Annotated in this window: 20 protein-coding genes; 12 read left to right on the top strand and 8 right to left on the bottom strand. The window is 64.9% G+C overall.

Going from position 1 to position 19,918, the window contains the following annotated elements:
* Positions 1–450: 450 nt before the first annotated feature.
* The 5 genes from B5520_RS15130 (at position 451) to rplI (ending at position 3,952) form a co-directional block, all read left to right on the top strand.
* Entirely contained in the window at positions 451–1,866 is a 1,416-nt protein-coding gene (locus tag B5520_RS15130; RefSeq protein WP_079597907.1) for an amino acid permease, read from the top strand.
* Positions 1,867–2,155: 289 nt separating this feature from the next.
* Positions 2,156–2,461: a 30S ribosomal protein S6 gene (gene rpsF / locus B5520_RS15125; protein WP_015939036.1), complete on the top strand. Its 306-nt coding sequence runs from the start codon at positions 2,156–2,158 to the stop codon at positions 2,459–2,461.
* 74 nt (positions 2,462–2,535) lie between these two features.
* Complete coding sequence (locus tag B5520_RS15120) at positions 2,536–3,114, top strand: single-stranded DNA-binding protein (protein WP_079597906.1); 579 nt, start codon at positions 2,536–2,538, stop codon at positions 3,112–3,114.
* A 128-nt stretch (positions 3,115–3,242) separates the two neighbouring features.
* A complete protein-coding gene (gene rpsR / locus B5520_RS15115) occupies positions 3,243–3,482 on the top strand; it encodes a 30S ribosomal protein S18 (RefSeq protein ID WP_003800144.1) in 240 nt (79 codons plus the stop codon).
* A 17-nt stretch (positions 3,483–3,499) separates the two neighbouring features.
* Positions 3,500–3,952 (top strand): 50S ribosomal protein L9, encoded by a 453-nt coding sequence (rplI, locus tag B5520_RS15110; RefSeq protein ID WP_079597905.1) that lies wholly within the window; start codon positions 3,500–3,502, stop codon positions 3,950–3,952.
* A gap of 63 nt (positions 3,953–4,015) precedes the next feature.
* Here the strand turns inward: rplI and B5520_RS15105 are convergent, their stop codons facing one another.
* Positions 4,016–4,438: a DUF1801 domain-containing protein gene (locus B5520_RS15105; RefSeq protein ID WP_079597975.1), complete on the bottom strand. Its 423-nt coding sequence runs from the start codon at positions 4,436–4,438 to the stop codon at positions 4,016–4,018.
* A gap of 129 nt (positions 4,439–4,567) precedes the next feature.
* Here B5520_RS15105 and B5520_RS15100 point away from each other — a divergent pair, with 129 nt between their 5' ends.
* The gene (locus tag B5520_RS15100; RefSeq protein ID WP_079597904.1) at positions 4,568–5,194 is read left to right on the top strand and encodes an FMN reductase; all 627 of its coding nucleotides are present in this window, start codon (positions 4,568–4,570) and stop codon (positions 5,192–5,194) included.
* A gap of 60 nt (positions 5,195–5,254) precedes the next feature.
* Positions 5,255–5,581, top strand: a complete 327-nt coding sequence (locus B5520_RS15095) for a TFIIB-type zinc ribbon-containing protein (protein ID WP_079597903.1) — start codon at positions 5,255–5,257, stop codon at positions 5,579–5,581.
* Positions 5,582–5,613: 32 nt separating this feature from the next.
* Here B5520_RS15095 and B5520_RS15090 read toward each other — a convergent pair whose 3' ends face one another.
* Positions 5,614–6,186, bottom strand: a complete 573-nt coding sequence (locus tag B5520_RS15090; RefSeq protein ID WP_079597902.1) for a hypothetical protein — start codon at positions 6,184–6,186, stop codon at positions 5,614–5,616.
* A 4-nt stretch (positions 6,187–6,190) separates the two neighbouring features.
* Positions 6,191–6,649: a hypothetical protein gene (locus tag B5520_RS15085; RefSeq protein WP_079597901.1), complete on the bottom strand. Its 459-nt coding sequence runs from the start codon at positions 6,647–6,649 to the stop codon at positions 6,191–6,193.
* A gap of 661 nt (positions 6,650–7,310) precedes the next feature.
* Here B5520_RS15085 and dnaB point away from each other — a divergent pair.
* A complete protein-coding gene (dnaB, locus tag B5520_RS15080; protein WP_079597900.1) occupies positions 7,311–8,693 on the top strand; it encodes a replicative DNA helicase in 1,383 nt (460 codons plus the stop codon).
* Positions 8,694–8,702: 9 nt separating this feature from the next.
* Here the strand turns inward: dnaB and B5520_RS15075 are convergent, their stop codons facing one another.
* The 3 genes from B5520_RS15075 to B5520_RS15065 form a co-directional block, all read right to left on the bottom strand.
* On the bottom strand, positions 8,703–9,674 hold the full coding sequence (locus B5520_RS15075; protein ID WP_079597899.1) for an acyl-CoA thioesterase: 972 nt from the start codon (positions 9,672–9,674) through the stop codon (positions 8,703–8,705).
* Positions 9,675–9,786: 112 nt separating this feature from the next.
* A complete protein-coding gene (locus B5520_RS23185; RefSeq protein WP_079597974.1) occupies positions 9,787–14,184 on the bottom strand; it encodes a rhamnogalacturonan lyase family protein in 4,398 nt (1,465 codons plus the stop codon).
* A gap of 343 nt (positions 14,185–14,527) precedes the next feature.
* Entirely contained in the window at positions 14,528–14,962 is a 435-nt protein-coding gene (locus B5520_RS15065) for a DoxX family protein (protein ID WP_079597898.1), read from the bottom strand.
* A gap of 191 nt (positions 14,963–15,153) precedes the next feature.
* Here B5520_RS15065 and B5520_RS15060 point away from each other — a divergent pair, with 191 nt between their 5' ends.
* From B5520_RS15060 to B5520_RS15050, 3 genes are all read left to right on the top strand, one after another.
* Positions 15,154–16,506: an MATE family efflux transporter gene (locus tag B5520_RS15060; protein ID WP_079597897.1), complete on the top strand. Its 1,353-nt coding sequence runs from the start codon at positions 15,154–15,156 to the stop codon at positions 16,504–16,506.
* A gap of 25 nt (positions 16,507–16,531) precedes the next feature.
* The gene (locus tag B5520_RS15055) at positions 16,532–17,122 is read left to right on the top strand and encodes a DUF308 domain-containing protein (protein ID WP_176156885.1); all 591 of its coding nucleotides are present in this window, start codon (positions 16,532–16,534) and stop codon (positions 17,120–17,122) included.
* A gap of 104 nt (positions 17,123–17,226) precedes the next feature.
* Complete coding sequence (locus B5520_RS15050) at positions 17,227–17,583, top strand: hypothetical protein (protein ID WP_079597895.1); 357 nt, start codon at positions 17,227–17,229, stop codon at positions 17,581–17,583.
* A 25-nt stretch (positions 17,584–17,608) separates the two neighbouring features.
* Here B5520_RS15050 and B5520_RS15045 read toward each other — a convergent pair whose 3' ends face one another.
* A complete protein-coding gene (locus B5520_RS15045) occupies positions 17,609–18,154 on the bottom strand; it encodes a CGNR zinc finger domain-containing protein (RefSeq protein ID WP_079597894.1) in 546 nt (181 codons plus the stop codon).
* A 71-nt stretch (positions 18,155–18,225) separates the two neighbouring features.
* On the opposite strand from B5520_RS15045, the gene B5520_RS15040 reads away from it, so the two are divergent.
* The gene (locus B5520_RS15040) at positions 18,226–19,287 is read left to right on the top strand and encodes an EamA family transporter (RefSeq protein WP_079597893.1); all 1,062 of its coding nucleotides are present in this window, start codon (positions 18,226–18,228) and stop codon (positions 19,285–19,287) included.
* Positions 19,288–19,379: 92 nt separating this feature from the next.
* On the opposite strand, the gene B5520_RS15035 is transcribed toward B5520_RS15040, so the two are convergent.
* A complete protein-coding gene (locus B5520_RS15035; RefSeq protein WP_079597892.1) occupies positions 19,380–19,646 on the bottom strand; it encodes a WXG100 family type VII secretion target in 267 nt (88 codons plus the stop codon).
* Between the last annotated feature and the right edge of the window lie 272 nt (positions 19,647–19,918).

Below are 19,918 nucleotides of genomic sequence, written 5' to 3'. Positions count from 1 at the left end.
GAAGGAGACCGTTATCCAGCGCTACCAGTTCCAATACGAAGCCGCGCCGTCCGGTCACTTCCGTAACCGGGGGTTCGGCAAGCTGTCGGCTCATCACCTACAGCACGGTACCCAGCCGTTAGAAGTGAATATAGCGCCGCGCAAGGACGGGCTGGCAGTTGAATAACCGCTGGATTAGATCAAGATTGGCGCATTCGTTTCCTCGACGTTTCACAGTTGCCTCACGGTAATCTCTTGGTTCACAGAACGGCGTGTGCCTGTGGGAAGATCTGATTTGGCCTCCTGCCGTCTGTGCCGATGCACATGAGCCTCCCGCCTCCTCCGCGTCTAGGGTGGGAGAAACATGTGACCCGCAGCACTGGACGCCGCCCTTGCCCGGCGGTCGCCCCGGCCCGTTGCCCCCGGCGCAGGTTCCCATCCATTCGCAATGACCCAAAGGACGGCGCCCCCATGCCCGCTGACCAACAGTTAGCAAAGTCGCTCAAGCCGCGGCACCTTTCCATGATCGCGATAGCCGGAGTCATCGGAGCCGGCCTCTTCGTGGGCTCCGGCGCGGCCATCCAGCAGGCCGGTCCCGGAATCCTGGTGGCCTACATGGCCGCCGGCATCGTGGTGATCCTGGTGATGCGCATGCTGGGCGAAATGGCCGCAGCGAACCCCGAAACCGGCTCGTTTTCCACCTACGCGGACAAGGCGCTGGGCCGTTGGGCGGGATTCAGCATCGGCTGGCTCTACGCGTGGTTCTGGATCATCGTGCTGGGCATCGAGGCTACGGCCGGCGCAGCGATCATGCACCGGTGGGTGCCCGGCATTGACCAGTGGATCTGGGCCCTGATCCTGATGGTCCTGCTCACGCTGACCAACCTCGGCTCGGTGAAGTCCTACGGCGAGTTCGAGTTCTGGTTTGCCTCCATCAAAGTTGCGGCCATCGTGCTGTTCCTGCTGTTCGGTGCCGCGGCCATCCTTGGCCTGGTGCCCGGCGTCCCGGCGCCCGGCCTGACCAACCTGCTCGATAACGGCGGGTTCATGCCGAACGGTCCCGGCGCGGTCCTGGCCGGCATCCTGGTTGTGGTCTTCTCCTTCTTCGGCGCGGAAATCGCCACCATCGCAGCCGGCGAATCCGAGAACCCGGTGGACGCCGTCAAGAAGGCCGTGAAGTCCACGGTCTGGCGCATCCTGGTCTTCTACATCGGTTCCATTGCCATCGTTGTCACCCTGCTGCCGTGGAACGATGCGAGTGTCGCCAAGAGCCCCTACGTTGCCGTCATCGAACTCTTCGGCATCCCCGGTGCCGGCACCATCATGGACGTCGTGGTCCTCACCTCCGTCCTGTCCTGCCTGAACTCGGGCCTTTACACGGCCAGCCGGATGCTCTTCTCGCTGTCCAAGCGCGGAGATGCGCCGGCCTCCTGGACCAAAATCTCCCGGCGGGGCGTGCCGGCTTCCGCAGTCCTGTCCTCCACGGTGGTCGGTTTCGTGACAGTCGGCCTGAACTACATTGCACCGGACACTGTCTTCCTGTTCCTGGTGAACACCTCAGGTGCCATCGCCCTGTTCGTCTGGCTGGTCATCGCCTCATCCCAGCTGGTCCTCCGCAAGCGCATGGGCAGTGCCGCCAAGGACCTCGCACTGAAAATGTGGCTGTTCCCCTACCTGACGTGGCTGGCGATCGGCAGCATCGTGGCTCTGCTCATCGGTATGGTCATCCTGGAGTCCACCCGGGAATCGCTGCTGCTGTCCGTCGCCCTGGCCGCGGTTGTGGTGGCCATCGGGGTATGGCGCTACCGCAGGTCCGGTCCGGCCGCTGCCGCCGGGGATGCCGGCGAACCGCAGGACGTGCCCGTGAAGGCGGGCCCGGCGTCGTAATTCCCGCCCACCTTGCCTGACCCTGACTGAAAACCGCCCGCCCGGAGCCGCCCTCGGCCCCGGGCGGGCGGTTTTCCACATACGGGCTGCCCCTGCTGCCGTTCGGCAAGCGTCCGCCCTAGGCTCGTGTCAAGCGCGAATCGCCTATCCGGTCCAAATGCACTAGGATATTGAAGTCTGTGCTGCGTCCTGCCTCCGTTCCGGCGGCGGGGCATCGCACGGCATCGCAAATGAACCTCCTGTTACGGAAATGCCGTAACCGCTTAGCCCAAAGGAGGTGGGTTCACATATGCGTCCTTACGAATTGATGGTAATCATCGACCCCGAGGTCGAAGAGCGTACCGTTGAGCCGTCGCTTCAGAAGTTCCTGAACGTCATCACCAACGATGGTGGAACCATCGAAAAGGTTGACATCTGGGGCCGTCGCCGGCTGGCTTACGACATCAAGAAGAAGTCCGAAGGTATCTACGCCGTGGTGAACTTCACCGCCAAGCCGGAAACCGCCAAGGAACTTGACCGCCAGCTGTCTCTTAACGAGACCATCATGCGCACCAAGATCACCCGCCCCGAAGAGCAGAAGGTTGTTGCTGAGTAATTTCAGCAGCGATTTTCATTCTTTACCCCGCAGGAAACGCACTCTTCACCCAGGATCGAACAAGGAGGCAGTAGATGGCAGGCGAGACCACCATTACGGTCATCGGTAATCTCACCAATGACCCGGAATTGCGGTTCACACCGTCCGGTTCGGCAGTAGCGAACTTCACCATCGCTTCCACCCCGCGTACCTTTGACCGCCAGTCCAACGAGTGGAAGGACGGGGAAACCCTGTTCCTCCGCGCCGCGGTCTGGCGTGAAGCAGCCGAGAACGTCGCCGAGTCCCTCACCAAGGGCATGCGTGTGATTGTTACCGGCCGCCTGAAGAGCCGTTCCTACGAAACAAAAGAAGGCGAAAAGCGCACCGTTATCGAGCTTGAGGTCGACGAAATCGGCCCCAGCCTGCGCTACGCCAATGCCAAGGTCAACCGCACCCAGCGCTCCGGCGGCCAGGGTGGACAGGGCGGCTTCGGCGGCGGCAACAGCGGCGGTGGCTTCGGAGGCGGCAACTCTGGTGGAAACCAGGGCGGCAACTCCGGTGGCGGCTGGGGCGGCGGCAACCAGCAGGCTGCACAGGACGATCCCTGGGCGACGCCCGGTGTCTCCAACGCAGGCGGCTGGGGCAACGGCCCCGACTCCGAACCTCCCTTCTAAACAAACCAATAAAGGCCCGACGCCGGGACCGCACCAAGTGCCTCACGGCACCTGAGCGGCTGCCGCCGTCGGACCACCACCATCCCGTGGATCAACATCCACGGGCTCCCTAGATTAGGAGCTCCACGATGGCTAAGGCTGAACTCCGTAAGCCCAAACCAAAGTCCAACCCCTTGAAGGCCGCTGACATCACTGTCATCGACTACAAGGACGTAGCATTGCTGCGCAAGTTCATCTCCGACCGCGGAAAGATCCGCGCCCGTCGCGTCACCGGCGTTACGGTCCAGGAACAGCGCAAGATCGCACAGGCAATCAAGAACGCCCGCGAAGTTGCTCTGCTGCCTTACTCCGGCGCTGGCCGCGGCTAAGGAAGGGATTAACTAACATGGCAAAGCTCATTCTGACCCACGAAGTAACCGGTCTCGGTGCTGCTGGCGACGTTGTCGAGGTCAAGGACGGTTACGCACGTAACTACCTGCTGCCCCGCAACTTCGCCCTGACCTGGTCGAAGGGTGGCGAAAAGCAGGTTGAGTCCATCAAGGCTGCCCGCGCCGCCCGCGAGCACGCTTCCCTGGAAGACGCTCAGAAGCAGGCCGCTGCACTCTCCGCCAAGCCGGTCAAGCTGGTCGTCAAGGCCGGCGAGACCGGACGCCTGTTCGGCACGGTCAAGCAGGCCGACGTTGCCGACGCTGTTGAGGCCGCAGGCCTTGGCCGCATCGACAAGCGCAAGGTTGAACTGCCGGCACACATCAAGTCGGTAGGTTCCTACCAGGCCAACGTCCGTCTGCACGACGACGTTGCTGCTGTGATCGACCTTGAGGTCGTAGCTGGCAAGTAGTCGCTGACTGCAGGAAAGACCCCCGTCGCCGTAGCCCGGCGGCGGGGGTTTTCTCTTGCTGTTTCACGGGGTATGAAGTTCAGCCATCACATGCTGGTACCCGCTCCGGATCAGCCCGGCGAGGACGTCACGGTCAACGTCGTCCAGCCTGTTGATGTAGAGGCACGCCGCCCCCGTCTTATGCTTGCCGAGCACCGGGAGCAGCCTGTCCGCGTCCGGGCCGTAGGTGAGGCCGTAGAGGGCGAGGTTCGCCTTGCGCGGTGAGAATCCTACGGCGGCGGAATCGCCCTCCCGTCCGCTGCCGTACCGGTAGTGGTACCTGCCGAAGCCGACGATGCTGGGACCCCACATGACGGGGTCCTGCCCGGTAACGGACTTCATTAACTCCAGCAGTTCAAACCCGTCAGCGCGCCGGACCGGGTGTTCCACGGACGCCAGGAACTCCTCCACGGGCACTTCCGTGGGCCCGGTCTTGTTCTCATTCATCCAGGTAGTCTGGCAGACGCGCGGCAGCACAGGGAACAATCCCCGCGGGAATACTTCCGGGGCAGCAACAGTTCACGGTATAGATGCAAATGCATGTAAGGTGAAGTGAACGAGCAACAGGAGAATGCCATGGAAACCCGCCGCATCACAGTTCTTTCCGCAGGACTTGGCGTACCGTCGTCGAGCCGCCTGCTGGCTGACCAGCTGGCCGCGTCGGCTGAGCGGCAACTGGCCGCGGCAGGATACGACGTGACAGTGGACGTCGTGGAGCTCCGGGACCTGGCCGTGGACATCGCCAACAACTTCGTGCCCGGCTACGCGGCTCCCCGCCTCGCCGACGTGATAGCCGGCGTGGAGGCGTCCGACGGAATCATCGCCGTGACCCCGGTATTCAGCGCATCCTTCAGCGGATTGTTCAAGTCATTCATCGACGTCCTGGACCCCAAATCCCTGGACGGCAAGGCGGTCCTGCTGGGTGCGACCGGCGGTACGGACCGCCACCAGATGGTCCTGGACTACGCCATGCGCCCGCTGTTCAGCTACCTCCGCACGCGAATGGCGGCAACCGGTGTCTTTGCCGGCCCCCAGGACTGGGGCAGTGTGGACGGCGGCGGATCGTCCCTGGGGGAGCGAATCAACCGTGCGGCCGGCGAGTTCATCCGGCTATTGGAAGGACCTCAGCCAGGCCGTAAGGCGGCTCCGATGGAGTCCCTGCCCTTCGAGCAGCTATTGGCCGGCATTTCCGGAAATCGCTGACGCCTGGCGGTGGCGAACTTTCGGGAGGCGCCGGTCGTTGTGCGGGACATGAAATGCCCAGTGGATTCCGTAGACCTTCTGATGACCGAGCGCAGCGGGGTGGAGATCGATTACTGCCCGCAGTGCCGCGGCGTCTGGCTGGACCGTGGCGAGCTCGACAAAATCCTTGACCGGGCCGCGGACATGCCTGCTGCATCTCCGGCAATGCCGGCGCGTCCGGCACCCGGGCCCACGCCGCCACCGCTCTACCCCAACTTCGAGCCCCGGCGGGAGCAGCCCCGCTACGACGACCGCAAGTACGGGAAACAGGGGCACGACCGTGACTATGACCGCCGGCACCAGCAAAAGAAGAAGGAAGGCTGGCTGGGCGAGCTGTTCGACTTCTAGGCGCGGCGTCCCGGCCCTTCCGGGCGCCGGCCTTAGTCGTCCAGCAGTTCGATGAACTCCCGGGCCTGCTTCATGGAAATGTCCGAGTGCCGGGTGAGTGCCGTGGCCGCGGCCTCCGTGTCGCCGTTGCGTGCCAGGGTGCGGATCCTGCCGTAGATCTCGTCATTGAGCATGTTGCTGCTCACCTCGCGGGTCACGTCGCCTTTGCTGGCGATGGCCCGGTACCGATACGGGAACCTTTGGGGCTCATCGTCCTCGTCATCGTCCTGCTCCGGGCCGGCCACCTCGGGGCTCCGGTAAGGCTGCGGGTGGGCTGCCAGTGCGCCCACCGCATCGCGGGAAGCCCGCAGGCCATCGCCGGTGGCTTCGTAGTACAGCTTGATGGCGGCCATGGCCTGCCCCTGCGCTATCAGCGCATAGAGCCGCCGGTGTTCGTCCTCTGACAGCTTCGCGGCGGCAGTGCGCGCCAACTCTGCGGACGTCGCCGCCGGCTGTGCCGGTTCGGCCGTGCGTGTTGCCTTCCGCCTGCCCATGGCGCGGACTGCCAGTGCAACTCCGGCGATAACAGCCAGGAGGATGAGGACAGGGACCACAAGCGATTCCATTGTTCTAGAGCCGTTCTATGTATTTTTTGGCGGTGGCCAGATCTGATTGCGTTGCTTGGCGGAGCAGTTTGATGGCCTGCACCTTTTGACCGCTCCGGACCATGGCCTGCAGTTGCATGGCCAGCTGATGGTTCAGCTGGGCACCCCCGGCAGGCATTACTCCGTTATGGCCCGAACCCGCGGTGGCCGCCTGGTTCAGCATGTCCATCCGGGCATGGTCCTGCTGCTGGGTGTGCTGCTGCGTGTTCTGGCTGGGTCGGGTCTTGGCCTCCAGCCTTGCACGCGCTGCAGTGGCGGCCTCGACCTGGGCTGCATAGTGCCGGGCTGAGCGCTCCGCGAGGTCGCGCTGGTATTTTTCCGCGTCCGACATGCCGGCGTCGCGGGGGCTCAGCGCCGTGAACAGCCCCCAAATGAGCGCCACCAACACAATCGCAGGCAACAGCACCAGCAGTAGTTCGCCCATACATAGAGCTTATGCCAGATCCACTTTATCCACAGCAATATTCACCGGTGCGCATACAGGAGGAAGGGCTGCAGGGCAAACGCTTGACCGGGAATATGAGGATGGCCACTTCCTCGGCATGAACTTGGTCACGGGTATGGATCGGGCTGGATACAGGGCCCCCGGCGCGTCGTGGCCTGTGGATGAAATTCCACAGAAGAAATATTTACTCCACATCCCCCGATAAGCATTTCCGCAGGTCAGCGCGCTGCAGGGAGGCAAACTTTTTTATTATCCACAGCCTTTCGCACAGGCTGTGCACAAGCTATGCCGGTTACTGCACAGGTTATCCACAGCCCTTCGGGGCTTCCGGCTTTGCTGCCGGGTCCCGGGGGGCTAGCGTAGCGGGGTACCTGTTCTTAGGGCAGTCAGCGGCTCCGGGATCCCCGGGAAAACTGCAGTCCCGGGCCCTGTGTGGGCCCACGGAACAGGCCTCTGTGGAAAACCTGTGGACAGCGGGGATAACTCCATAATTTCCGGTTCCAGGGACTGGCGGCAGCATTGTCAGACCCTGCCGATACACCTGTACGGGTGGCGGAGCACGGACTTTTCCGGATGAGGCCTCAACAGGACAGCAATAACCGGGCAACCCAGGCCCCGGTACAAATGGAGGACGGCAGCTTTGTCAATCGCGCATCTGGACCAGGTCGAGACCACCCGCGGATCAGACACCAGCCGGAAGCCTCCCCAGGACATCGCCGCCGAGCAATCGGTGCTGGGCGGCATGATGCTCTCCAAGGATGCCATCGCCGATGTTGTGGAAATCCTCCGCGGCCAGGACTTTTACCGGCCTGCCCACGAGACCATCTACGAAGCGATCATTGACCTGTACGGCCGCGGCGAACCAGCCGATGCCGTAACGGTCTCCGATGAGCTCACCAAGCGCGCAGAAATCAACAGGATCGGCGGCCCTGCCTACCTGCACGAGCTGATCCAGACCGTTCCCACCGCTGCCAATGCCGGGTACTACGCCGAGATCGTGGCCGAACGGGCCGTCCTCCGGCGCCTCGTGAACGCCGGCACCAAGATCGTCCAGCTGGGCTACGGCTCGGACGGCGAGGTGGAGGACCTGGTCAACCAGGCCCAGGCCGAGGTCTACGCTGTGGCGGAACGCCGGACGGCTGAGGACTACGTGGTCCTTAAGGACGTCATGGAGTCCACCGTGGACGAGATCGAAGCGTCCGGCCACCGTGGTGAAGGCATGACCGGTGTGCCCACCGGCTTTTTTGAACTCGACGAGCTCACGCACGGGCTCCACCCGGGCCAGATGATCGTTATTGCCGCCCGTCCGGCCGTGGGTAAATCCACCTTCGCCCTGGACTTTGCCCGCTCCGCCGCGATCAAGAACAACCTGTCCACGGTCATGTTCTCGCTCGAAATGGGCCGGAACGAGATCGCCATGCGGCTCCTCTCGGCCGAGGCCACCATCGGTCTGCAGGACCTCCGCAAGGGCACCATCAAGGACGAGCAGTGGTCCAAGATCGCCACCACCATGGGGCGCATGAATGATGCCCCGCTGTTCATCGACGACAGTCCCAACATGTCCCTGATGGAAATCCGCGCCAAGTGCCGCCGCCTGAAGCAGCAGCACGATCTCAAGCTCGTCATCCTCGACTACCTGCAGCTGATGAGTTCCGGCAAGAAGGTGGAGTCGCGGCAGCAGGAAGTCTCCGAGTTTTCCCGTGCTTTGAAGCTGCTGGCCAAAGAGCTCCAGGTCCCCGTCATCGCGCTGTCCCAGCTGAACCGTGGGTCAGAGCAGCGCTCGGACAAGCGGCCCATGGTGTCGGACCTCCGTGAATCGGGCTCCATCGAGCAGGACGCCGACATGGTGATCCTGCTCCACCGCGAGGATGTCTACGACAAGGAATCCCCGCGCGCCGGCGAAGCGGACATCCTGGTGGCCAAGCACCGTAACGGCCCCACCAAGGACATCGTGGTGGCTTTCCAGGGCCACTACTCCCGGTTCGCCAACATGGCGGCTGACGCCGGCGGTGGCGGCTTCTAGGGAACCGGGTCAGCCCTGGGTCAGCAAGTGGTTGGGGAGCCGGTTGCCCGGCGCCGTACCCCTGATCTCGAGAAGTTCCCGCGCGTGGGCGTGCAGCCTCTTATCCTCGTCGCTGACAGGCACCCAGGCGGGAATCGGCATTGAGTTGCCTTCGTCGTCGCGCGCCACCATCACGGTGAGGCAGTACGTCGTGAGGTTGAGCCCGCCGCCCTTGGGGTCGCCGGAGCGGACGTGTACCGCAATGTGCATACCCTTGGTTCCGGTGTACACGAGGCGGGCCTCCACCTCCACCACGTGCCCGATAAGTAGGGGCCGGTAGAAACGGACTCCGCCCGAGAACACCGCCACGGTGTCCCGGCCGCAGTAGCGGGTGGCACAAACGTAGGCGGCTTCATCGATCCACTTCATGACGATTCCGCCGTGGACCTTGCCTCCCCAGTTCACGTCCGTCGGGGCGGCCATGAACCGGAGTGTCACCCGCTCGGCCGTGCCGGCATCCGTATATTCCTGCCGGTTCATCGCTTCGACGATCTGCTCGCGGACCTTGATCCGGGCCAGCGCGTGGTCCCGTTGCTCAATCTCTTTGGGCGTGACGGGCTCGAACTGCTGCACGGGGATCGGTTTGCCATCCTCTCCGACAGCCACGAAGATGACCATGCACTGGCTGCGCATGGTGGCCGCGCCGCCCTTGGGATCTCCCGAGGACACAACAGTCCGGATGTGCATGGAGGACCGCCCGGTGTACACGATGGTCGCCTCCACCTCCACCATGTCGCCGCTGTTCACAGGATCCGCAAAGTGGATGTTCCCCACGTAGGCCGTGACGCAATAGGACTTCGCCCAGCCCACGGCCGCCGCATAAGCCGCCTTGTCCACCCACTCCAGGACCGTGCCGGCGTCCACCGACCCGCTGTGGCCCACGTCCATCGGCGCGGCCAGGAAGCGGAGGGTTACGGAATTCGGGGTGCCGGTGGACGTCATGCTGTGATCATACTGACGCCCCCGGTTACCCGCCGGTCGCCCCGGCAAAGAGACAAACAGAACTGCCCCGCCCGCCGAATCGGCGGACGGGGCAGATCAGTGTTTATTGGGACTAGCCGGCGCGGGTGTAGACAATATCCGGCTGGGCAGGAAGCTCCATGCCTTCCCCGATGAAGAAGCCCGGGTGCGGCGGCTGGTTGTAGGAGATGTTCTCCCTTGCCACGGAGAGGCGGTACACCGGATCGTGCATCAGCGTCCGCAGGCGGAGGTCAGTACCGGAAGAGGTGGTGTAAATCCGCAGTTCGGTGCTGTCTGCTGACGGCCAGGCGATCTCTTCCCGCCAGTCACCCAGCAAGTCGGCCTGGATGGCCGGGTTGCCCTTGGTGCTGTTGTTGGTCTTGGCACCGGTTGCTGTCAGCAGCCGGTCGCTGGAGGCGGTCTCCCAGTTCCACTTGGTGATGCTGGGCGTACCTGTGTTGGTGGTGGCATCCCAGTCGTGGTCGACGATTTCGCGCAGCAGGTCGCCGTCCCACCAGGCCAGGAAGTTGGCTGCAGGGATCTTGTTGGCGATCAGTTGGCCCTTGGCCGACCGGAGCTCACCAACGGGGGAGTTCCACGCCGCATCGCCGCCGATGGCCCAGCCTTCGGCACCCGGGTGGCGGGGGTCGATGTCTCCGGCAGCAGCGCGCCCCGTGTCCTTGGTGGCCGGGATGCTCCAGAGCACTTCACCTGTCCGTGAATCCCGGAACGTAGCACCCTTGTTGCCGCTTGAGCCCATATCCTCGTGGGCGGCGAAGGTCTCCAGTCCCGGCCGGGACGGATCGAGATCGCTGGTGTGGATCGCGTCGCCGTGGCCCAGGCCCGTGCTGTAGAGCGCTTTGCCGTTGTCGTCGATGGTCATGGATCCGAAGACGAACTCGTCCTTGCCGTCGGCGTCCACGTCCGCGACGGACAGGTTGTGGTTGCCCTGGCCCCGGTACTGCGGCCCGCTGATGTCCGAGTCGAACGTCCAGCGCTTGACCAGCTTGCCGCCGGAGAGGTCGTACGTGACCAGGACGGCGCGGGTGTAGTAGCCGCGGCTGAACATCATGGAGGGACGCTCGCCGTCGAGGTAGGCCACGGCTCCCAGGAACCGGTCCACACGGTTGCCGTAGGTGTCACCCCAGGCCCCCACGTCTCCCCGCGGCGGCTCATACGCCACGGTGTCCATGACGGTGCCGGTGGCGCCGTGGAAGACCGTGATGAACTCGGGCCCGGTCAGCACGTAGCCGCTGCTGTTCCGGTAATCGGCCCCGGCGTTCCCGATGACGGTACCGGCACCGTCCCGCGTTCCGTCCGCCGTCTTCATGGCAACCTCGGCCTTGCCGTCGCCGTCGAAGTCGTAGGCCAGCAGCTGGGTGTAGTGGGCGCCCGCACGGATGTTCGGGCCCATGTTGATCCGCCAGAGTTTGGTGCCGTCCATCCGGTAGGCGTCCACGTAGACAAGGCCGGTGTAGCCCGCCTGGGAGTTGTCTTTGGCGTTGGACGGGGACCACATCTGGAGGATTTCGTAGGTGCCGTCGCCGTCAAGGTCGGCGACGCTCGCGTCACCGGCCGAGTAGCTGTAGGGCTGCCCGTCCTTGGTGTAGTCGTCCGCCGGCTTGTCCAGCTTCACGGACAGGTAGTCCCGCGCCAGCGGCGTGAACTCGCCCGTGAGCTGTTCCCCGCCGTTACCCACGCTCTTGATGACGTAGCGGGAGGCAGCTGTGCCCGAGGGGTCCAGAAACGTGGTGCTGTTGCGGATGGGCTCGTCGGTGAGCTGCACGCCGTCGCGGATCACGTGGAAGCCCACCTGCTCCGGGTCCAGGCCCAGCATGCGCCAGCCAACGCGCACTCCGCCGTCCGTCAGAAGTGCCACCGGTGCCCGGTCAAGCTGCTCCATCTGCCGGTTGACCACCGTGACCTTTTCCGTTCCCACAACGTGCGAAGGCGCGGATTCACCGCCCTTGTTCACCGTGGTGACGCGGTAGTAGTACTTGATGGTGGTCAGGACCGTGTAGTCGGTGTAGTTCACCTCGGTGGCCCGGCCCACGTATTCGAACGGGCCGTCGGGTGAGGTGGAACGGTAGACCTGGTAGGCGGCGGCGTTGGCCACCTTCTGCCATTTCAAGGTCACGCTGGTCTTCTCCACTGCCTTGATGTCCACCTTGGTCGTGGGCGCGGGCACGGGCGTGCCGGGGTCAACCAGGGCAGTCTCCAGCATGTTGGAAGGTACTGACTCAAGGCCGGTGCTGTCCACGGCGGTGACGAAGTACTTGTAGGTCAGGCCGGCGAAGGCTGTGGTGTCCTGGAATGCAGGGGCGGCCACGTTTTCCGCGATAACCTGGGGTTCGGACTCGAAGGACGCCTGGCGGAAGACCTTGTAGCTGGCGGCATCGGTCACGGCATCCCAGGCCAGGTCGACGGCAGGGGGTTCGGCCGCCGCGTTGACCGCTGTGGTGTGCAGGTTCGTCGGGCCCACCAGCAGCGGCGTGACCTCCAGGCCGTTAAGCCGCTGGCCCGAGCCGCTGATGGCCAGGTTCAGCTGCCCGTCCGAGACCAGGACCTGGTTGATGATCTTGGTGGCGGAGGAAGCGCGGCTGGAGGAGACCTGGCCGAAGGGAATGCCTTCGGCGGCCACATCGGTCCGCGTGGAGCCGATCCAGTCGCTGTGGTACGTCTTCAGGGCATAGGTGCCGTTGGGCACGTCCAGCTGGAACTCGAAGCTCGAGCCGCTCAGGACGAAGTCCCGCAGCAGGTTGGTGGTGACGGCGCCGCGGTCCCGGTCGCTGAGGACCGAGATGTCCTTGAAGCCGAAGGCGCGTTCCGGGGTGTAGCCCATGGTCCGGTTCACCTCGGTATAGCCGGGTTCGACGGGCGCGCCCACGGGGCCAAAGTCAAACTTATACTTCGCCTGTTTCGTGGTCACGGACAGTGCATCGCTGGGTTCGGAAAGACCCTTGCCGTTCATGGCCGCGACGCGGACGCTGTAGGCGGTGCCTTCGGCCAGTCCCGCCAGGTTGGCGGTGGGCACAGTTGCGGTGGTGGTGAGCTTGTAGGCGCTGTCCGGCTCGGATGCCAGCTTGCGGTACACCTTGTAGATGTCCGCACCCTCAACGGGTTGCCATTTCAGCAGTGCCCCCGCGTTGGAAACGCTGCCGGCCACGAGTCCCTGCGGCGTGGCGGGAACGGACGACGGCGGCGCGATTTCCTTGACGCGGGAGGCCAGCGGAACGCTGAGCTGCTTTACTCCACCGGCCACCAGGCGGGCGATCTGGATGGCGCCGTATTCCTGGAAGTGCGTGTTGTCCACTGTTCCGGTGGGGCGGTTGGGGTAGACGCCGGCGTCGACGTGGAGGAACACGGACTTGGTGTCCTCCGGACCGATGGCGTCGTAGTAGGCGCGGCTCGAGGCGGAGAGGTCCACCAGGGCCACATTCTCCTCGGTGGCCAGTTCCTGCATCTTGGCTACGTACTCGGGGAAGCTCACCCGGAACTTGCCGGTGGCCTCGTCAAAGTCGCGGCGGCCCACGGGGGTGACCAGGATGGGGGTGGCACCGCGCTGCCGTGCGCCGTGAACGTAGGTCCGCAGGTACTCCTTGTAGTCCTCGGGGGAGGCGTAGCGGTCGTCCACGCCGATGGTGGCATCGTTGTGCCCGAACTGGACCATCAGGTAATCGCCGGGGTTGATGACCCGGAGGATCTCATCGAGCCGTCCCTGGCTGATGAAGTTCTTGGAGCTCCGGCCGCCGATGGCGTGGTTGCGGAAGGTCACCGCACCGTCGAAGTACCGGTCAATCATCTGGCCCCAGCCGGCCTGCGGTACGAAGCCGGGGTCGTAGGTCTGCACGGTTGAATCACCGGCGAGGTAGACGCCGGGATCGGTGGTGGCCGTGCGGGGAGCCCGGGCGGAGATGACCAGTGAATTGATCTTGGCCGCTGTGCCGCTGAAATCGAGGTTCAGCTGGCCGTCCACCAGCGAAATGGGGAATTCCATTTCCAGGTACTGGCCTGCCGGCTTGTCCGTGAGCTGGACTTTGGCCATCTTCTCGGCGGTGATGGCGATGTTGGTTGCTTCCGCAGCGTCGCCTGCTGTCAGCTTGACGGTGTAGTCGCCATTGGGCAGGTCAACCAGGAAGGTGCTGCCCTGGGCCTGGACGAAGTCTGAGCGGAGGGGGTCACCTGTGCCGCGGTCTGCTCCCGAGGTGACGGCGGTGTCGGTGAAGCCAAACTTCCCGGCTGCGGAGTATTGGCTGGCGGCGTCCACGTGCGTGTAGCCCTCAGTCGTCGAACCGGGGCCAAAATCAAACTTGAACCCGCTGCCCACGGGCGGCAGTGCGGTGGTGTCCGCGTGGACCGGCGGGAGGCCGGTCAAAGCGATCGCGGCAGAGGCAACAGCCGCGGTGGCAGCCTTGGTGCCCGAGGTAAGGATCCTGCGGCGCTGCGGCGGCCCTGCCTCGGGGCCTGGTTTTGCTTGCGGGGGTTTCTTCACGGACATCTCCTTCGATGAGCGGTGGTGAAGCGGCCCCGGCCTTACTTTGGAACGATTCAAAAGAAAAGCGCAGCAGTGCAGATGCGCGCGACGCAGGAGAAGGTTCCCGGAAGTGACCAGTTGAAGAAAGGCTGAGACCTGGGGTGCGGTGGTGCAGCTCTCACTGCAACAGTCACAGGTTTACCAGTAGCAACATCAGGCTGGCAAGCGTTTTCCCAATCTTTCCTGCGCCTTAATGGTCCGGGCTGTTCCTCAATGTTCGATATTTCGCCGCCTAAACGCCGACGGCGGCCAGGCACCCTAGGTGCCCAGCCGCCGTCGAGCGGTGTTTTCGTGGCCGTGGTTAGGCCAGGACTGCCAGCTTGGAGTTGCTGCGGCCAAACAGGGCGCGGTCCACGGAGACGCGGCCCGCGCCGGTGAGTGCCAGCGCGAATGCGGCAGCGGCCAGGAGCAGGACCAGTTCGTAGCCGCCGTTGGCGGCGAAGACGCCGGCCGAGGCGTGCACCAGGAACAGGGCGCCGAGCATATCCAGGGCCAGGAGGGCGGCAACCACCCGGGTGAGGATGCCCAGGATCAGGGCGATTCCGCCGGCCAGTTCCAGGACGGCGACGGCCGGGGCTGCAATCTCGGCGGCCGGCACGCCCATCTTGGCGAACGAGGCCTGGGTGCCTGCGATGGTCCACTCGCTGAACTTCTGCCAGCCGTGGGCTGCAAAGAGGAAGCCCAGGACGATGCGGAGGGCCGTGATGGCGGTAGTGGTAAGTCGGGACTGGTTCATGGAAGATCCACCGTTTCGGATTTTGGTCGGAGCTGGACAGGTGTGCAAGCAGGGACGGATCACAGCGGCTTGAGGTATCCAGTCTTCCGCACCAAAGGTTGAAGAGTCAACTATCTAGGTGGAAGTGTGGGCTTTGTCATGTCCGGCCGCACGACCCGCAGGTGAATGTCACGGAAGGTTAAGCTGGCACGGTGCCGCAACAATCGCCCTCCCTTCCCGTGGAGTCCCGCAAGGGCCATGCCCGGGAAATACTCCGTCTCGCCGTCCCTGCTTTCGGGGCACTCGTGGCCGAGCCGCTGTTCCTGCTGGCGGATTCCGCCATCGTGGGGCATCTCGGCGTGGCACAACTGGCCGGCGTCGGACTGGCATCCGCGGTGCTGCACACCGCCGTCGGACTGATGGTCTTCCTCGCGTATTCCACCACCCCGGCCGTCGCCCGCGCCATTGGCGATGGGCAACTGGGTAAGGCCCTGGCGGCCGGGCGCGACGGCGTGTGGCTGGCACTGCTGCTCGGCGTGGGCCTTGCGGTTGCCGGCTTCGTGGCCGCCGAACCGTTGATCGGCCTGATGGGCGCGGAAGGCGAGGTGCAGGCCTTCGCCGTGGACTACCTGCGCTGGTCCATGCCCGGCCTGGTGGCCATGCTGCTCATCTTCGCCGGCACGGGCGTTCTCCGCGGACTGCAGGATACGCGGACCCCGCTGGTGGTGGCCACCGCCGGCTTCGGCCTGAACATCGTCCTGAACCTGTGGCTGGTCTACGGACTGGGCTGGTCTGTCACGGGCTCGGCGGTGGGAACCAGCGTGGCGCAGTGGGCCATGGCGGCGGTCTACCTCGTAATGGTGCGCCGCAACGCGGTCCGCCACGGCGTCAGCCTCCTGCCCAGCTGGCGGGGCATCCGCAGCATGACCCGCGTGGGGTCCTGGCTGATGCTGCGCACGCTCAGCCTGCGCGCAGCCATCCTCGTGACCGTGCTGGTGGTTACCGCGCAGGGCGCAGTCAACCTCGCTGCCCACCAGCTCGCAATGACCATCTTTTCGTTCCTGGCCTTCGCACTGGATGCCCTGGCCATCGCCGCGCAGGCACTGATCGGCAAGGAACTGGGCGCCTCCAACGCGGGCAAGGCGCGCCTGCTCACCGGCACCATGATCCGCTGGGGAACCGGCTTTGGAGTGGCGACGGGCCTGCTGCTCGCCGCGGTGGCCCCCTGGGCAGGAGCCCTGTTCACGTCCGACCAGCAGGTCCAGTCCGTGCTGGCCGTCGCTTTGTGGATCCTTGCGGCCGGGCAGCCAATCGCCGGCTACGTCTTTGTGCTGGACGGCGTGCTGATCGGCGCCGGCGATGCCAAGTACCTGGCCCTTGCGGGGCTGGTCAACCTTGCCGTGTATGCGCCGCTGCTCGCCGCTGTTGCGATCTCCGGTGCGGGGGGCGCAGCCGGCCTGGGCTGGCTGTGGGCCGCTTTCGCGGTGGGCTATATGGCGGCCCGCGCCGTCACCCTCGGGGTGCGCGCGAGGTCGGACCGGTGGATGGTCCTGGGTTCGGCCTAGCGGTCCGCCCCACTAAACTGGACCGGTGACGCAACCAATAACACCCGCAGGCGCAGCAGCGGGAACTGCACCCCGGCCCGACCTGTGGAAGCCGGTGCTGCTCCGCTCGGCGGCGGCCCTCGTGTTTGGTGCAGTGACCATTTTCTGGCCATCGCCCTCCGTCGAGGTCATGGGCTGGGCCGGGGGACTGTACCTGCTGGCCACCGGCGTTGTTTCCCTTTGGGGCGCTCCCGCCACCGGGTTCGCCCGGGAATCCACGCCGGGCAAGCTGCTCTCCGCTGCGGGTTCAGTGCTCACGGGTGCAGGGTTCGCCCTGGTGCTGATGCACAGCGACCTGCTTTTTGGTGTCATAGCAGCCCTCGGCCTGGGCGTGGCCGGAGCCCTGGAGCTGTGGTGCGGCCTGCGGTTCCGCGGCCGGCACGTCCTGGCACGGGACTGGATCGCGTCCGGCATCATTGGCCTGGGTACCGCCGCCGTCCTGCCCTTCTTCATCAACCTGGGTGCGCATGCCCTGCTCGGAGTGGCCGGCGGCGGGGCAATCATTTCGGGCGTCCTGTGGGTACTCTCCGGCCTGACGCTCAAGCACGATGCCCGGGGCGGGGCCGGGAAGCCGTAAACTAGGAGGGCGCGGTTCTACTCGTTGTAGAAAAATAGGGCCGGGCGAACCACCGCACTACGTAAACCAGGACGGCAGCGTGCCGCCTGCAGGGAGGATTCACCGTGGCAGACCAGCATCCAGGAAAACCGCGCAAGCTGCGGACCTCGGTGAAGGGGCCGCTGATGTTCTCCGCGTTCTGGGCCGTCGTCACCTTCGTGGCAGTCCTGATCTTTGCCTCCGGCGGCAGCGCCAAGACCCCCCGCTTCGACCTTGCCTTCACCGGCGCCGGCATTGCGTTCATCGTCACCCTGGTGATAGCGGCCATGCTGTCCATGAGCTACAAGGAAAATGCCGAGCACCTGGGCAAGGGCTCGGGCGTCAACCTCAGCTCGAAAAAGCCATCCCACGGCTTCGGCGCCCCTGGCGCACAGAATCCGCCCGCTTCCGAGGCCGGACCCGAGGGGCCCTCGGACCGCTGACCCGCCACCCTGAATTGCGCTGCCGCTAGCCTGCTGCTGCCTGCCGCGCGCGGTAGGCAGCAACGTGCATCCGGTTGGCGCAATTACCGGTGTCGCAGTAACGCTTTGACCGGTTCCGGCTGAGGTCCAGCACGGCGGCGTCGCAGTCTTCGGCCTCGCAAGTGCGCAGCCGGTCCATCTCCTTGCCGCGGATGACGTCCGCCAGCGCCATGGCCGCTTCCGTGCTCATCCGGTCTGCCAGCGGCGCCTCCGGCGTAGTGGCGTGCAGGTGCCAATCCCAGCGATCGTGCTTGACCAGCTGGGGCAATGCGTTCGCCTCGCGCAGCAGCCGGTTCACAGTTTCCACCGCTGCATCTTCACTGGCGGTCCACACTGCCGCCAACTGGCGCCGAAGCTCCCGGACGCTCGCGAGCTCCGCCTCGTCCCGGGTCCTGGAACCCGAAAAGCCTTCGGCGGCCAAAAAACTGTCCAGGTCCGCCTGTGCCGCAAGCTCTTCCCTGCCGTTCGCCGCGGAGTTGATGAGATTTACCACGGTGCGCAGTGCCACCTCAGTGTCAGGGGCAAAAACCATCTTGACTCCTTACAGTGCGGAAGCGTAATGTCATGACCATTACCCCACTTTACTCCTGACAGGAGGCGACGGTGCCTGCCGCCAACAACCACGCCCAGAACCGCCAAACGCCCACTGCCCGGCGGGGGTTCCTGGCATCCGGGCTGGGGGTGGCGCTGTTCTCCTCCGCCGTCTTCGGGCTTTCCGGCTCGTTCGCCAAGGCGCTGCTGGAAACCGGATGGACGCCGGGAGCCGCCGTGACGGCCCGGCTAACGGGCGCCGCGTTGATCCTCGCCATTCCGGCCATTCCCGCACTGCGGGGGCGCTGGCACCAACTGCGGGACAACTGGGTGACCATCCTCCTGTTCGGACTGATCGGCGTGGCCGCATGCCAGTTGTTCTATTTCAATGCCGTGGCCCGTTTGTCCGTGGGCGTTGCCCTCCTCCTCGAGTACCTGGCACCCGTCATCATCGTATTGTGGCTCTGGGCCGCCAGCCGGAAGCGTCCCCGGGCCCTCACCTTCGGGGGAACCCTGCTCTCCTTGGCCGGCCTGGTACTGGTCCTGGACCTTACCGGTGCGGTCAAGGTGGATCCGGTGGGCGTGCTCTGGGGCATTGCAGCAGCGGTCTGCCTGGCCATCTACTTCTTCATCACCGCGAAGGAAAACGACACCCTGCCGCCCATCGTGCTGGCCTCGGGGGGCCTGATGGTGGGTGCGGCCGTGATGTGGCTTGCCGCAGCCACCGGCCTGCTCCCCATGGCCTTCAGCGCCGCAGACACGAAACTCGGTCCTTGGACCACCCCGTGGTGGGCCCCGCTGGCCGGCCTGGTGGTGCTGGCGACGGTTTTGGCCTACGTCTCGGGCATCATGGCCGCGCGGGCGCTGGGTTCCAAGGTGGCGTCCTTCGTGTCGCTGACCGAAGTCCTCTTTGCCGTGATCTGGGCCTGGCTGCTGCTGGGGGAACTGCCGGGGGCTGTCCAGCTCCTGGGCGGCGTCCTCATTGTGGGCGGTGTCATCCTGGTCCGGCTTGACGAACTGCGGGCGCCGGTGCCGCCCCTGCGCGGTGCAGTCACAACCACGGCGAACAAGGAAGCCAGGACACAGGCGACGTCACCGCTGGAGCACGCCAACGACGTCGAACCCGTCCCCTAAGTGCCGCGCCGCGAGGGCCGGCCGGAGGGTTGCACCAGCAGGGCCGGACACCACACGGTGTCCGGCCCTGCCAAGTGTTTCCAACGCGAAGGCTAGCCCTGGGAGGCCTGGAACTGCTGGTCGGCGTTCTGCTTTGCCCGGTTGCTGGCTTCCTTGAGTGCTTCAGCAACCTGGTTCAGCCTGGTGGTGTGCTCGCCCCTCCACTGCTCCTTGAACTTGTCAGCATCCGGTCCCAGCCACTGTGTGTTGTCCAGAAGAGCGGTGAGATTGCTGCGCTGCGATTCGATGACGTCCGCGCCCTGCTGTAGCCTGCTGCCGAGCGTACGAAGCTGCTCAACGTCTGCACCCCAAATAGCCATCAGTTTCTCCTTGTGTGGTGAGTGGATCCGAACCAGGTCGGCATCCCCAGCGGCCCCCGGCTTGTCCGGAAGATCCATTGCCTAAAACCTACCCCGGCCGTCAAAACAGTGTCGATGGGCACCCCTGCCCATGCCGTGCTCCCCATAGTCGGGTGCCCGCATCCTGTGCAGGAGGGGCCTGTTGCCTCATTGCAATACCTCCGGGAAGACTAATACGTTGCCTCAAATGAAAACCTCCGCTTCTGCGTGATCGTTGCCTCGTTGCAGAGGCT

Origin of the sequence: Arthrobacter sp. P2b (assembly GCF_900168295.1) — a bacterium.
In the GTDB taxonomy this organism is placed as follows: domain Bacteria; phylum Actinomycetota; class Actinomycetes; order Actinomycetales; family Micrococcaceae; genus Arthrobacter.
The sequence above is the reverse complement of the archived record's forward strand: the minus strand, read 5'-3'. Positions and strand labels throughout refer to the sequence as shown.

What these genes read in the sequence shown, in the direction of transcription:
- B5520_RS15035 (WP_079597892.1), bottom strand. Translation starts at nt 19,646, where the DNA reads ATGGCTATTTGGGGTGCAGACGTTGAGCAGCTTCGTACGCTCGGCAGC.
- rplI (WP_079597905.1), top strand. Translation starts at nt 3,500, where the DNA reads ATGGCAAAGCTCATTCTGACCCACGAAGTAACCGGTCTCGGTGCTGCT.
- rpsF (WP_015939036.1), top strand. Translation starts at nt 2,156, where the DNA reads ATGCGTCCTTACGAATTGATGGTAATCATCGACCCCGAGGTCGAAGAG.
- B5520_RS15130 (WP_079597907.1), top strand. Translation starts at nt 451, where the DNA reads ATGCCCGCTGACCAACAGTTAGCAAAGTCGCTCAAGCCGCGGCACCTT.
- B5520_RS15090 (WP_079597902.1), bottom strand. Translation starts at nt 6,186, where the DNA reads ATGGAATCGCTTGTGGTCCCTGTCCTCATCCTCCTGGCTGTTATCGCC.
- B5520_RS15065 (WP_079597898.1), bottom strand. Translation starts at nt 14,962, where the DNA reads ATGAACCAGTCCCGACTTACCACTACCGCCATCACGGCCCTCCGCATC.
- B5520_RS15075 (WP_079597899.1), bottom strand. Translation starts at nt 9,674, where the DNA reads ATGACGTCCACCGGCACCCCGAATTCCGTAACCCTCCGCTTCCTGGCC.
- B5520_RS15045 (WP_079597894.1), bottom strand. Translation starts at nt 18,154, where the DNA reads ATGGTTTTTGCCCCTGACACTGAGGTGGCACTGCGCACCGTGGTAAAT.
- B5520_RS15100 (WP_079597904.1), top strand. Translation starts at nt 4,568, where the DNA reads ATGGAAACCCGCCGCATCACAGTTCTTTCCGCAGGACTTGGCGTACCG.
- B5520_RS15105 (WP_079597975.1), bottom strand. Translation starts at nt 4,438, where the DNA reads ATGAATGAGAACAAGACCGGGCCCACGGAAGTGCCCGTGGAGGAGTTC.
- B5520_RS15120 (WP_079597906.1), top strand. Translation starts at nt 2,536, where the DNA reads ATGGCAGGCGAGACCACCATTACGGTCATCGGTAATCTCACCAATGAC.
- B5520_RS15085 (WP_079597901.1), bottom strand. Translation starts at nt 6,649, where the DNA reads ATGGGCGAACTACTGCTGGTGCTGTTGCCTGCGATTGTGTTGGTGGCG.
- rpsR (WP_003800144.1), top strand. Translation starts at nt 3,243, where the DNA reads ATGGCTAAGGCTGAACTCCGTAAGCCCAAACCAAAGTCCAACCCCTTG.